Origin of the sequence: Bradyrhizobium sp. ISRA442, from assembly GCF_038085055.1 — a bacterium.
In the GTDB taxonomy this organism is placed as follows: Bacteria; Pseudomonadota; Alphaproteobacteria; order Rhizobiales; family Xanthobacteraceae; genus Bradyrhizobium.
This window is the reverse complement of the sequence record NZ_JALGCN010000006.1, coordinates 354,732-367,950: the sequence shown is the minus strand read 5'-3', so window position 1 is coordinate 367,950 and position 13,219 is coordinate 354,732. Positions and strand designations below refer to the sequence as shown.

The window sequence follows — 13,219 nt, the reverse complement described above, 5'->3', positions numbered from 1 at the left end:
GCTGTCTGCGCAGGATTGTCCGCAACACGCGAGCCTGGTGTGTGGTTTGATACCGCCGGGTATGACGCTGAGACATTGAGTCCGCTTCTTGAGCGGATCGCGGATCCGCCGTTTAGCGCGATCCTTCTCTATCCCGAGAAGGCGCACAAGATTCACCAGGCCGCTCCAGGGCGGTTGCGTCGCGTCCTGCAGATCGACAGCGTAGCGGAATTGAGAAGCGCTGTGGAGGCGGGCTGGCTGCGGGCGCCCGACGAGCCATCCTGGATTGTGGCCAGTCGATCCGTCGAGGTTCTCGAGGAGGCGCCTGCGCATCAGTTCGAGCGCTGCCTGCGTGCCGAGGTCGCAAGCGCCGGCGAACTCCGCGACGCAATCGAGTTGGGACGCCGGTATCGGTGGTTGCTGTTGCAGCTGAAGGACGTCACCAATATTCCCCTCGAACTTGCGATCGCAACGCTGCAGGGCGGTTCGACCAGCCTGGTCAGGATCGTTAGCGATCCGCAGGATGTGGACGGTGCCATCCTCAGTCTAGGCGTCATGGAATCCGGGCCGGATTGCGTTATGTTCTCACCGCGCACGGCCGGCGCACTCGACGACTTTCTTGAACGTCTTAAGAGCTGCCGGTCGGGCAAGCTCATCCTGAGCACCGGCACAGTGTTGCGTACCTCTCCGGCCGGGATGGGCCATCGGAGCTGCGTCGATCTCGTCACCATGTTCACAAAGACCGAGGGGATGCTGGTGGGGTCGACCTCTCATGGCGGCCTTCTGTGTTGCCCGGAGGTCTTCCCCATGCCCTACATGGATTTGCGTCCGTTCCGCGTTAATGCGGGAGCCATTCATAGTTACGTCTACGGTCCGGGCGGCCGGACCAACTATCTCAGCGAGCTGCGCGCCGGAAGCCCGGCAATGGTAGTCGGCCTTGACGGCAGCACCCGAAATTCTCGGGTTGGCCGGGTCAAGACCGAGGTTCGCCCGTTGCGGCTGATCGAGGTCGGGTTCGCCGAAGACGCCATATTGAATTTGTTTCTGCAAGACGACTGGCACGTGAGGATCTACTCCGATCGTGGCCAACCGATCTGCCTGTCGGATATGAAGCCCGGCGACAGGGTACTCGGCCATTTGGGAAGGCCCGGGCGGCATGTCGGGATACGCGTCGACGAAACGATCTTAGAGCGCTGATCCTCGCGCCGTACAACGCTTCCCAGACGGGTCGACAACAGCGCTGGGAGCTTGGGAAGGCGTAGACAGATCGATGCGGTTCAGTGAGGGAAAAATGCAGACAGCAACCCTGTGCAGCCAGAGCATTGGAAAGCAGACTCGCTGGTCTCGATTCACCGATCGTGCTTCGGGTCGATCGTTGCTCTTACCCATCGACCACGGTTTGACCCGGGGGCCCCTTGCGGGACTCGAAAGCATCCATGCGCTCGGCACGTGGATCAGCCACCCCTCGATAAACGGAATCATTGCGCATAAGGGGACGCTGGCGAGGCTTGTCGAAGCGCGCGCGCTTGGTGCGGCCGGGCTGATGCTGCACGTGAATGGCATGCCGGATTTCGCCGAGCAGCCCGACACCAAGGAAATCCTGACGACCATTGAAGCCGCATTGCGTTTGGGCTGCGACGGTGTGTCCCTGCAGCTCAACTTCCGACGCGACAACGCCGCGCACAACCTCAAGCTCCTCGGCCGGATCGTCGATGAGGCCTCGGCCTGGGGGCTGCCAGTTCTGGCCATGATCTACGACAAGGACCAGACCGCTCCTGAGCAGCGGTCGCCCCGGATGCGCCATCTCATTCGCATCGCCTGCGAGCTCGGCGTGGACGCGGTCAAGATCGAGGCGCCGACCTCGATTCGGGATATGCCGTTGCTGCTTGACGGGCTTGTCGACGATATCGCCGTATTCTTCTCGGGCGGTCCGCTAGGCGATCTCGATCAATTGCTGGCCGTCGCATCGCACGCGGTCGCGCTGGGGGCTGCGGGCATGTGTGTCGGGCGGAACGTGTTTCAACATGCCGACAAGAGCAGGGCGCTGCGGCTCTTGCATGAAGCGGTCTGCAGCACCGGCGCGGCCGATCGGCAGGAAGCACGTCTGCGACAGGTGTAGCGCTAAGACATTAGTCATGAATTGAGGAAGCGGGCCTCAGATGTACGGAAGCATGGAATTGAAGGGTGTCCTCTCCGGTGCGCGCTACATTGCCAGTCTCAAAGATGAGCGAGAGGTCTGGCTCGACGGAGAGCGGGTGGATGTCACCAGCCATGCCGCGTTCGGCGGCATGCGCGACGAACTGGCCCGCCTCTATGATCAGCAGCATCAGAGCGGGACCCAGGAGATCATGACCTTCGTGTCGCCCGAAAGCGGAAGGCGCGTTAGCTACTCCTACCTCTTACCGCGAACACCGAACGACCTCCTGAAGCGGCGCCGCAATACGGAGCACTGGTCCAGGGAGACCTGGGGACAAATGGCCCGCATACCGGACTTCATGGCGAGCGTTGTCGTGGGACTGTACGATTTCCGCGACAGCCTCGCGTCGGTCAATCCCCAATTTGGCCAAAACGCGGTGGAGTACTACGAATATTGTCGCGATGCCGATCTCGCCATCACGCACAGCATCGTGGACCCACAGATAGATCGATCAAGCCACCCCACCATCGATCCCGATCTTGCGCTGCGCGTGGTCAAGGAAACGAGCACCGGCATCGTGGTTCGCGGTGCCAAGCAACTGGCGACCCTCGCCCCATTTGCGCACGAACTCCTCGTCTATCTATCGGCTTCATACGCCCAGCGCGGGCAGCGCGAGTTCGTCTCGTGGTTTGCGGTTCCGCTACCCACGCCAGGACTCAGGGTGCTCTGTCGCGAGCCGTTTTCCCTGCATCAGAGCGGGCACGGCCACCCGTTCGCGCGTCGATTCGACGAGCAGGACGCGCTGGTCATCTTCGATAACGTGCTGGTGCCCTGGAACAGAGTCTTTCTGCTCTACGACAGCGACGTCGCGACCCGTGGACTGGCAAGCATCAATGCCTGGTCGCTCTATGCGAGCCAGGTGCGCTTCCATCAGAAGCTTGTGACCTTTGTTGCCGCGGCGACACTGATGGCAAGGTCGATCGGCGTGGACGAGTTTCGCGGCATTCGCGAGAGTCTGGGGGAACTCGTCATGTATACGGAAATGGTCCGTCTCGGCCTGCGCGGCATGGAAGCGGATGCGCGGCGCACCGAAGGCGGCTTGTGGGCGCCGGGAAGTGATCTGCCCCTCAGCTGCTTTGCTGCGCAGATCGCGCCTCGGTTGCAGGAGATCGTCCGCGGCATCGGAGCGTCAGGCTTGGTCATGCAGCCTAGCGAAGCCGACTTGAGGCAACCCGCGCTGCGACCGTTTCTGGAGCGTTACATGCGCGGCAAATCGATCAATGTCACCGAGAAGTCCCGGCTGTTTCGCCTTGCCTGGGACCTCGTCGGCGACGGATCAGCGGCGCGGCAGGACCTCTACGAACGCTGGCATCGCGGTGATCTCGCGCGTAATCGCACCAATCTTTTTCTCACGTTTGATCAAACGTCGGTTGTCGAGCGGATGCTGAATGTCATTCGGGCATATCCGGATCCTTAACCTCATGGGACCGACAGGGGACACAGTCCGCCGTTTCAGGCTGCAAAGGAAGGCGTTGGGAGAACCGCATGTTTCGAGAGGTCCCTGTGCGACGATCGAGGGCTTTGCTACTTAATTTCGAGGCGGACGGCATTGCCGGATACGACTTCCTGTCACGCATGAGCGGACATTTGCATCCTACCAGCATCGCTATACTGAGCGCATTCTCCGACTGGAGACCGCTATCAAGCTGCGTCAGCGAATTGAGTCACAAGGTGGGAAGTTATTCGGTTGTCGCGAGGGAGGTAATACGGCTGCTGGACTACGGCTTCCTGATTGTCGCTGGCACTTCACTCGGAGACCGGAACGAGAAGTACGATCGGGAGTGGGCGTGGGGACCAATAGCTGGCCTCTACCACTTCTCGATCAAGTACACCCAATACCTTGATGCAAGCAGCAGCATCGCAGTGATGGCCGAGCGGGTTCGAACATTGCCGCAGATATCTCTCTTCAAGACTAACGCAGGTGACGCTCGGGTCGTCTCTCTGCCGCCACCGCGGGACGATGGATGTTTTGCAGTAATGAAACGTCGCCGCAGCTATCGTGGCTTTGACGGGCGCCCCGAAGCGGCGATCACAAAGGAGCAGTTGCGCGACTGCCTATTTTCGGGCCTCGGCATCGTGGGATTGGCGATGACGGATATCGGAGAGCTTCCGCTTAAAATGACGCCGTCGGGCGGCGCCAGAAATCCCTACGAGGCCTACGTCTTCGCATACAATGTCCGAAATCTTCCGCGCGGCGTTTATCACTATTCAGCGCTCGAGAATTCGCTGGCGCCGACGCCGCTCGACAAGCTTCCTTTGGTCGAGGCGGTTCTTGGCGGGCAAGTGTGGTTTTCCGGCGCGGCAGCGCTGATCCTACTGGTTGCAAATTTTGCGAGAACAGCATGGAAATACCGGCACCCGACGGGATTTCGCGTGGTGCTGATCGAGGCCGGACACATCGCGCAAAACATGCTCCTGGCGGCTACCGCAAACGACCTTGCCGCCGCGCCCACCTGCGCATTGGATGACGCCGTCATTGAGGACGCGCTCGATATCGATCCGGTGATGGAGTCTGCGATCTATGCGGTCGCGATTGGGACGCGTTCGGAAGCTTCAACGATCGCCGACCTGGTTGATTGGTCAGTTGTGGAGCATTAGCCATGCGCTGGGTGGCGGAGCAGGGTACGGGGCGAGGGATTCGGGAGCAACACATCGACATCCTTCTGAGCCGACCCGAGCAGGCGAGCACAAGGCTGCGGAACGCGGTAGGTGAGGTCCTTGATGAAGAGGAGCGCCAGCGCGCTCTGCGCTTCGTCTTCGATCGCGATCGCGACTTGTACATCTTCAGTCACGGCCTACTGAGGCTCGTGCTTGCTCGTTACCTAGGAGTGGATCCCCGAGAGCTCTGCTTTGCCCTTGCTAAGGGAGGACGACCTGAGCTGGCTTGGCCGTCATCGACACCGATCCGTTTTAACTTGTCGCATACCAAGGGACTGGTCGCGTGCATCGTCACTAGCCGGGCCGATTGTGGCGTGGATGTCGAACGGATCGATCGGGTCGATTATCGTCGTTTGGTCCCGAGTGTTCTCGCTACCGAGGAGTTATCGGCGCTAATGAGGCTGACGGAGGAGTGTCGGCGGCATCGGTTTTTTGAGATATGGACTCTGAAGGAAGCTTACCTCAAGGGGCGGGGACTGGGGATATCTTATCCCGTTCGCAATATCTCGTTTTCTGGTTTTGATGGGACGCGCCGGTGTCTCGTCACTGCGGACAGTGAGGACGATGGCAGCGCTTGGCGATTCTGGAGCAAAACCTTAACGCACACACACTCTGCTGCCGCTGCGGTGCGAACAACGGGGAATGACATCAGTTTCTCTCTGATTTCTGCTGAGGATCTGCCATGACTGCTGTTCTTCTGCATCGCGGTTGAAGTGGAGTTGCCCAGCGCGATCTTCTTCGTGAAGTGTGGGCGCCAGCTAGACTAGTGGGCCGGCTGTTGTGGTTCCTGTGTGGGATGTTACTGGGATGGGGCGGGTCAGCGTGCGGTTGAGGATCATGATCGCAAGTAAACGCGAGTCGCTAGACGCAGCCAAGGTCTGATCTTCCCCCGAAAAAGTGGACGGGTTTAAGCAGCTTTTAGCTCCATCTGGATCGGAGAGATATATTCGATGGCGGGATGGAGCCTGGTTCGATTGTAGAAGCCCTCGAAAGGCAAAGATATCGCGCTGAGCCTCGGCACGGGGTTGGTACGGGCGATGATGGACGAGCTCGGTCTTGAGGGTGTGGAAGAAGCTCTCCATCGGGGCATTTCGGTCTCGATGTAGGTGATATCGGCCAGCCAGATCTGGTTCCGAGCAGTGGCGATGAAGTTGCGGTCGAGCAGATTCGGGGCGATCGGCAGGTCGTGGCGGCTGTCGGTGGTCCGCACGCGGCGTGGCCGCGCCATGATCGCCCTGATACCGTGACGCCGCATCAACCGCTCGATGCGACCACGGCTCGCCCCGCGGCCCTGCGCCTTCAACTCGACATGGATGCGCGGGCTGCCATAACGCCCGCGGGTGTCGCGGTGGACCCGTCTGATGTCGTCGACGAGGTCACGATTGGCGGCAGATCGTCGGCTCTCCGGGTGCGAGCGCCAGGCATAATAGCCGGCCGGCGAGACCCCAGCACGTCGCACAGGAGCGTCACCGGATAATCGGCGCGGCGATCTTCGATGAAGCGGAATCTCATGTCCGTGTTCCAGCAAAGATCGCGATCGACTTCCTAAGAAACAGCCGGATCGGGCTCGCCTGGAGTTGCGTGTAACACGAAGCCCAGAGATTTGGCTCGGCGCTGAAGGTTGGCGAGGACACGGTCGCGATATTGCTGCTCATAATGATCCGCGCCGGGGTCTCTGTAGTGCATGCCGTGCCGGAGGGTGTTGTAGAATAAGACTGCGATCTTGCGGGCGGTCGCTGTCACCGCCTTGACTTACCCGCACGTGCGGACAGTCGGCGATAGAATGCACCGAGCGCCGTATCGCTTCGTCCGACGGTTGTTGCTGCCAACCGCAACAGTGCGGCCGCCCGACTGGACGATCTCCGTGTGCGCGAGGACAACACCTTGCCGCCAGAGATTTTGCTGCCCGGTGCAAGGCACAGCCAGGAGGTGAAGTGCTTGGCGCTCGGCCATGCCCTCAGATCGGTGCCACATTCACCGACAAGCTTCAATGCCAGTGATGGACCCAACCCATGGATCTCGGTCAGATCGACGCCGAGGGGTTCACCGCAGCCATGTGCATCTTTGATCCGATGTCGATAGCGGCGGCCCCGACGTTGACCGGCCTAAGTTCCGGGCAGTCGCCGGCCGTCCTCTTCTTGAGCACGGCAATCCTCCCTTCAATGATGAGCAGGAGGGTCTGGGCAATGCCAATCGTCATCTTCCTAATCGGGATCGTCGCCAGGGCGACGTCACCACTCTCAAGTTCGCATGCACCCATGGACCACGTTTTTTAACGGGAATTGTGCCTCCAATAATCGACCGGCCGCTACCCTCCCAGCCATCGAGGATAACACAAGGCTGTTTCTACGCCGCACAGGCGCGCCACGGTGCTGGACCGTTTTTTAAAATGTCGCGCTCCATGCGCAGCCGCTCGTTCTCTCGCTGCAAACGCGCGATCTCTGCCGCGTGGTCCGCCGACGGCAGCGTCGCCTGCGTTGTGGGGCGCCGCGTCGCCCGTCGGCTCCAGCCGGGCCCCGCGCTGCTACACCCACCGCCGCAGCACGGAATCGCGCAGGCCAAGCTCCTTGGCCACAGATCCGATCGAGCGCCCGCTCGACGCTACGAGATCAACCGCCTGCCGCTTGTAGTCGTCCGTAAACGACCGACGTTGACGTCCTTCCATTCGACACCTCCTGGCTCCTCGAGCTTATTACAGGTGTCCATCAATTCGGAGGAGTTTCATACCAGAAGCAGAGCGTGTCATGCGAATGATGACCGCAGAACAGCTTATTGACGAACTGGTCCGAGCCATTTGTCCACCAAAGGGTAATGTCATTACCTTGCGTGAGTTCGAGCCTAAGTGGGAAACGGACCCGAATTGGATTTCGGGCACGGGTGAATGCCGGCGGACGCGCTTGAGCACTATGCGACAGCGGTCGAGAAGTTGAGAAACAAGCACCCCGCATCAATTGGTCGGATGTCGAAAAATTCGACGGTGAGATTCGGCATCTGGCGCGCTACTCGGTGTGACTGAACGGCCTCCGATCCGCTCGCCAATTTTAATTGCTTCGGGCTTCCGTCGTAGCTGCTACTGTTAGTAAGGCGGCAAAAAGAACCATCATATGCAGGGATGAACATGAGTGTTGCACTATTGGCCCCCGTCGCCGAGATCGGGACAGGCTACGGTGGAAGAAGCTCGTAAGGTTGCGTTTGGAAGCAAGAATTGGGAGCTGTTCTATAAGCTTGAGGAGCTACTGAAAGGCGCTGAATGCGACGTGCTCTTCTATGCGTCCGATGCAACAAGCCCGATCAGCCCTCCGACTTGGTCCGGCCGGTTTATAGGTTTCAACCGAGCGGTGAATGGTGCGCACCGCGATGGAATGAAATACCGACCCAGGAGCACACTGAAGTATCCGATGGATAACCAAGGGCATTGGGTCGTGTTTTGGGAAGTCACGAAACTCGAAAGGATGACCCGCGGTGTGAAGATCAGCTTACTTCGTGGGTTCGAGAAGCCCCATCTGTACCTAAAAAACTTCATCCCCAAAGGACCTGTATTGATCCAGGCGGTGTAGCCGCTTCCGCTTTCAAATGGGCTGCGCGCTATCAACCCCACCCTGGTATTTAGATGTGGCCGTCGCTCCGTAAGTTATTATTGTTATTGCAGTTTTATCCATTCATTGAACATTCAGGGGCGCGAACTTATATTTATCGATAGTCGAGAGGAGGCTACCATGATCCAGGTCGATCCCTGCGGCTAAGCATAGATGCCCCAGGGCGCATGCACGAGTTTCAAGCCGGCGCGAGCATTCACCGCGCCGGCTTATTTTTTCGCCGCTCCGCTTGGTCTGCACTCGCTTAATTTGACCTCCTGCACGTCTTGCGGACCGCTCCAGCCCTTCACGTCGAAGCAATAGTAGAAGCCGGACGTGCTTGGGATGTTCAGATCCGTGCAGCTAACCGATCGACCATCCACGTCGAACTGACAGTTCCTCGCGCCGACGTCTTCACGCGATTGACGTTTAATGAGGACGCCTTTTCTAAAGGAGCCTTTTGGAGGACTGAGTGATACCTGATCCGGGAGAAAGATCTGGAGCTTGAGATTGCGTATGGTCCTATCCGCAAAGACCTCTATCCCGTCCGGTGCTTCGCTGGAGTCGTTGGCAAACTCAACCGAGAAATTTGCCCGACGATCACGAACGGGCAATCTGAATTTTAGATATTCCCTGGAAGCGGTATCATCACCCGTGAAGAGCCTCTCGACACTTTCCTGCGGCTTGATACGTTCCAAGTTGTCGCCGATCAGGCTGGTCACGACAGGATTGCGGTCGCGTGGAGCACGGAACACCAGTTCAGATCGATTGAAGTTGTACGAGTATTCGAACGACACCTGATCAACGTAGCGGCGCGGAGACCCGGGTTGTCGCGTCGAACTCCCAAAGTTATGAATTCGCACAACATCGACGTAGCAATCGCGCCACCAGCACGCATACTCCGATTGATTTAGCCAATATCCCAGAACAGCGATTGCACTAAGTGCGACCAGCAACGCTCCGCGGTGAGTGGCGCTCCAGAGTATTGCCGGGATGTACCATTGCCGTCTAACCGGAGCTGGCTGCAATGTATATTTCTTAGACGCGAGAATGTTGATCCAGTACTCTGAGCAGAACTCTGGCGTTAGAAATCCGCTGTGCCCTACGTCGTGAAATGAGTCTTCGACCGTGGGATCGCCGGCGCCCACGACACCTGAAGCGCCGTAGTCGCGTGATAAAAGTTCCGCGAGCGCCGGAAATGGATCACGCGCGCCGCAGAAGTTTACGATATTGCCGGATATTTGTCCGGTACCGTACTTGAGCTGCCGCCATGCTGAGGATGCCCTTGGGAAGATCGAGCCGCACATTATGATATTGTGCACCCGCAACTTATTGTTCTCGCGCAGCGCGTTAAAAAGCAGCCACGTACCAAAGCTATGCGCGATGACGTTCACGCGGTAGCGCTCCTGAAGATCGAGAAGATCTCCCTCCACCAGTCGGAGCGGCTTGGCTGCGAAAATATTCTTGAGCACGAACATGACCGTGCTGAACCGCATGTAATTGCGAGCGCCGGCCTCGAAACCCGTACTCTTCTCAATCTGCTGCTCGAGTTGAGTTTGCCAGAACGCGTTGGTCCTGATCCCATGAAGAGAATAGACGTAGTCCGCCTTGCTCTCTTTTTTGTGTGCAGGTTCCGTTGAGTGTGCTGCCATTTGACGCCTCGTCAAGCTCACGACCTAAAAGACAGAGATTTTGTGAAGGTAACGGGCTTGGAACGAAGCAATGATCGCCACCCCTCCAAAACCCCAACTATACTTTACCCGCTACTCCAAGTCGCTCTGACAGGAAGGCGATGGTCTCTTGGAGGGCCCCCTCAGACTTGCCGGCCGTCAGCGTTGAGTGGCCGCACCCGGGGACCGTCCATTCTTTAAATCTCGGACCGAGTAGCGTTCTGATCGTAGCCATCCGTTGAGACGGGCAAATGAAATCGCGTTCATGACGTAAGCCGAGCACGCATTGGCCCTCGTGCTGGTCCGCTCCTTTGACCAAGTCAGAAACGTCGTCATCTGTGAGGCCAAGGGAAGCCCGGTGAATAAACAAGGGAAGGCTCGGCTGAGCGACTACGCCCCCCCGAACGGACGCGTTCGCGATGAGCGCCAGGGCGAACCCTCCCGTTAGGCACATGCCAACGACCGCTACGCCCGGGTAAGATGGATCGTCTGCCTTTAGCTGGTCGCACAGAGCGCGGCACCAGCCAACGATTGGACTCGTCTCGTTGCGGGCAAGCATATGGATTTCTTTGCTGATACAGGCCCTGGCACCATTCTTTAGCCGTTCGATCGAATTTGGCTTCACCGGGCCAAATAGCAACGGAAGGTGCACCTTTGCAGGAATGTTTCGCGCAAGATGAAGCCCGAGCTTCAAGCATGGGTCGGTGAGCCCGAACAGTTCGTGCAGCACGACTACATTGGGGCCTTGCCCGGTAGTGTAGACCTCATGACCCGGCCCTTCTTTAGGAAAGACCCACTTGGTGTAGCCGTCTGGCTCTGCGGACATTCTGCAACTCCGCATCTGATGTTGCGCTCGTCGTCGGCAACTTCTATTCACCGAACTTCGCAGAAAGAGAAACCTTGACCGGATCTACATTCGCGCCGGTGGTTTCGAGCTTTCCTTTACGATAGCTGAGAGTGAGCCCCAGATACCCGTGAGGATCGAGATCATACGTGAGTCAGCACCTGATTGTGCAGGAAAAAGATCGGATCGACAGCGCCGTCCTGGCTCTCCCGATACTCAACGCGTAACTTTGGAGAGATGGTCAAAAACCAGTATGGGCCGAGCGGCCGCGGCGTGCCGAGATATGCGAAGATGCTGTTTCCTGCTCTGGAGTGGGATTGCCGAAGGGCTGGTATTCGAGACCGACCTTCCAATTCTTAGCACGACCTGCAAAGTCGCCGTCTTCTTCGGCGAGAAAGCGGAAATAGTGCATTGCCTGGAGAAAGTTCGCCAAAGCGAGCTCTGCGGAGAGGCCGCCCGTCAAATCGTCGACGCTATTTGTCGCTTTCGCGGGGTTGGTGTTCGCGAGTCGGTCGAACACTGCGTAGCGGACAATGAGGGCATGAGTGATATAGGGCAGGAGGCTGGGCTCTTCCCAACTGAACAGGCGCTCTGGCACCAACCCACGCGCGGTCCAAACATCGTTATGCGCTATTCCATCGCGAGCCCAAGAGAACTCTGCGCCCGTCGCCTTCTTCAAGGAGGACGGGCCCTTGAACGAACCCAGGTTGTCCATGGAATTGCGGACCAGCAGGGTATTGTCCCAGCGCCACGTATTGTAGGCCTTCTCGGGGGGCCTAGTTTTTAGGCTGGGGAGAGGGGAAGATGGGCTGCTTTTCAGCGGAGCGGCATGCGCCCATACTGTGGTCGGCTTTGCTCCAGCAGTTGTCGGAGGAGGGGCGCTACCCACCTGCTTAGTGAGCGCTGCCAAGCAGTCCGCCGCGCTTACAGACTTTCCGTTGATCGTACACGCAACAGCTTGCTGTTCACCTGCAACGGCCCGAGCTATGGGCGTGCAAAGGCACGCCGCGAAAACAGCGATCCGAAACAACACAATGAAACCCTACCAGTTAGAGCGGCCAGGGAATTTCATCGGGAGGTGCTGACCTGCCGCCGAGCTTTCATCCGGCCGCGGTTAGAGTCTCGGGGTTTTGTACGCCAATTGGCGTGGGTGGAGCAACGGACGATCGGCGGAGCTGGTCGGGGTTGCGTAGCCGGTCGTCCGTTGCGGTGAGGTGGGCGGCGTAGGCCGCAGGGTGAGGTATTTCAGCGACGAGTGAGGCCGCCGAATATTGTAATCGGCAACCCAGGTGGCAAGCTTGGCACGGGCGTCATCCAGATCGAAGAACAGGGTCTCGTTGAGCAGCTCATCGCGCATCCGGCCGTTGAAACTCTCGATGAAGCCATTCTGCATCGGCTTTCCCGGCGCACTGAAGTGCCAGTCGATGGCCGCGTCCTTGCTCCAGGCCAGCATGGCGTTGCAGATGAACTCGGTGCCATGGTCGGACACGATCATTCCTGGCTTGCCACGTCGTTCGACGATCGCCTTCAGTTCGCGGGCGACGCGCCGTCCTGAGAGCGAACGCGCTGTTCGGCGGCACGCCGTAGATCTGTCCCCATTTCTGCAGGGTCTGGTCGCTGTCCGGAAGCAGATTCCAGAGATAGTTGGCTACCTTCGCGCCGGTGTGCTTCTTGGCGGCAAAAGGCAGGGACATCGAAAGCGGAATTTGAACCCTGTCGGCCGCGCGCCAACGATCGGCGTACTCGATGGCGAGGACGCCGGTATCCATCTGCTCGAGACGGCCGATCGGGACCCCGCCCATCAGGACGTTCATGAATTTGCTCATCGCCGCCGTCCCTTGAGGAAGCTCGGCTCGTCGAGCGCCAGATCACCGGTATCCAAGTCGTCGTTCCGTAGAGATCCCGGCACACTGTCGATGTTCAGGTTGATCCCCAGCGTGGCGAAGGCCTTTAGCACCGTTCCGAGGCTCGGATTCTCCAGGCGGCCGGTCTCGAACTGCGAGATCCACTCCTGGGTGGTCCCCAGCGTCTGGGCGAGTTGCTTCTGGGTCAGCTTCCGCCGATGGCGGGCTTCCCGGACGGCAAGTCCTAAGTCGCTGATTGTCTTCAAAATCATGCCGGTCCATCCCGTATGAGATTTAAGATATATAGGACGGATATGATTTTTACGCAATATCGGCCGATATTGGTTTTACCTAATACTCTGGGTATAATGAGCTAAACCTCATATTGGTGCGGTCGGCGCTCGTCTCGCCCCGCGCCGCGGCGACCAGCCTGACCGTAGTGATCTGAACGA

The 13,219-nt window shown here is 58.7% G+C and carries 10 protein-coding genes and 5 pseudogenes; 6 read left to right on the top strand and 9 right to left on the bottom strand.

Annotated features, from left to right (window positions below; translation table 11 throughout):
• The first annotated feature begins 39 nt into the window (after positions 1 to 39).
• From MTR72_RS16215 to MTR72_RS16195, 5 genes are all read left to right on the top strand, one after another.
• A complete protein-coding gene (locus MTR72_RS16215; RefSeq protein ID WP_341510599.1) occupies positions 40 to 1,176 on the top strand; it encodes a 3-dehydroquinate synthase II in 1,137 nt (378 codons plus the stop codon).
• Positions 1,177 to 1,270: 94 nt separating this feature from the next.
• Positions 1,271 to 2,098, top strand: a complete 828-nt coding sequence (locus MTR72_RS16210) for a class I fructose-bisphosphate aldolase (protein ID WP_341510598.1) — start codon at positions 1,271 to 1,273, stop codon at positions 2,096 to 2,098.
• 40 nt (positions 2,099 to 2,138) lie between these two features.
• A complete protein-coding gene (locus MTR72_RS16205; protein WP_341510597.1) occupies positions 2,139 to 3,593 on the top strand; it encodes a 4-hydroxyphenylacetate 3-hydroxylase family protein in 1,455 nt (484 codons plus the stop codon).
• Between the two features lie 68 nt (positions 3,594 to 3,661).
• Positions 3,662 to 4,774: a SagB/ThcOx family dehydrogenase gene (locus MTR72_RS16200; RefSeq protein ID WP_280968845.1), complete on the top strand. Its 1,113-nt coding sequence runs from the start codon at positions 3,662 to 3,664 to the stop codon at positions 4,772 to 4,774.
• A 2-nt stretch (positions 4,775 to 4,776) separates the two neighbouring features.
• Positions 4,777 to 5,520, top strand: a complete 744-nt coding sequence (locus tag MTR72_RS16195) for a 4'-phosphopantetheinyl transferase family protein (protein WP_341510596.1) — start codon at positions 4,777 to 4,779, stop codon at positions 5,518 to 5,520.
• A gap of 407 nt (positions 5,521 to 5,927) precedes the next feature.
• Here the strand turns inward: MTR72_RS16195 and MTR72_RS40455 are convergent.
• From MTR72_RS40455 to MTR72_RS16175, 4 genes and pseudogenes are all read right to left on the bottom strand, one after another.
• Positions 5,928 to 6,290, bottom strand: a pseudogene (locus MTR72_RS40455) (IS3 family transposase); the annotation flags it as partial.
• Between the two features lie 89 nt (positions 6,291 to 6,379).
• Positions 6,380 to 6,873: pseudogene (locus MTR72_RS40450) on the bottom strand (transposase); the annotation flags it as partial.
• Positions 6,858 to 7,094: a hypothetical protein gene (locus tag MTR72_RS16180; RefSeq protein ID WP_341510595.1), complete on the bottom strand. Its 237-nt coding sequence runs from the start codon at positions 7,092 to 7,094 to the stop codon at positions 6,858 to 6,860. The gene MTR72_RS16180 and the pseudogene MTR72_RS40450, both read right to left, overlap by 16 nt.
• Before the next feature lie 98 nt (positions 7,095 to 7,192).
• Positions 7,193 to 7,499: pseudogene (locus tag MTR72_RS16175) on the bottom strand (transposase); the annotation flags it as partial.
• A gap of 502 nt (positions 7,500 to 8,001) precedes the next feature.
• Between MTR72_RS16175 and MTR72_RS16170 the strand changes: the two are divergent.
• On the top strand, positions 8,002 to 8,391 hold the full coding sequence (locus MTR72_RS16170; protein ID WP_280968849.1) for a hypothetical protein: 390 nt from the start codon (positions 8,002 to 8,004) through the stop codon (positions 8,389 to 8,391).
• 248 nt (positions 8,392 to 8,639) lie between these two features.
• On the opposite strand, the gene MTR72_RS16165 is transcribed toward MTR72_RS16170, so the two are convergent.
• The 5 genes and pseudogenes from MTR72_RS16165 to MTR72_RS16150 form a co-directional block, all read right to left on the bottom strand.
• Positions 8,640 to 10,061: a hypothetical protein gene (locus tag MTR72_RS16165; RefSeq protein ID WP_341510594.1), complete on the bottom strand. Its 1,422-nt coding sequence runs from the start codon at positions 10,059 to 10,061 to the stop codon at positions 8,640 to 8,642.
• Positions 10,062 to 11,164: 1,103 nt separating this feature from the next.
• Positions 11,165 to 11,638, bottom strand: coding sequence for a hypothetical protein (locus MTR72_RS16160; RefSeq protein ID WP_341510593.1), 474 nt, complete (start codon positions 11,636 to 11,638; stop codon positions 11,165 to 11,167).
• Between the two features lie 385 nt (positions 11,639 to 12,023).
• Positions 12,024 to 12,484, bottom strand: a pseudogene (locus MTR72_RS16155) (integrase core domain-containing protein); the annotation flags it as partial.
• A gap of 52 nt (positions 12,485 to 12,536) precedes the next feature.
• Positions 12,537 to 12,692 (bottom strand): annotated as a pseudogene (locus MTR72_RS40445) (HipA N-terminal domain-containing protein); the annotation flags it as partial.
• A 53-nt stretch (positions 12,693 to 12,745) separates the two neighbouring features.
• Positions 12,746 to 13,039 carry a helix-turn-helix domain-containing protein gene (locus MTR72_RS16150; protein ID WP_280968852.1) on the bottom strand — a complete coding sequence of 98 codons (294 nt, stop codon included), beginning with the start codon at positions 13,037 to 13,039 and terminating at the stop codon, positions 12,746 to 12,748.
• Positions 13,040 to 13,219: the final 180 nt, after the last annotated feature.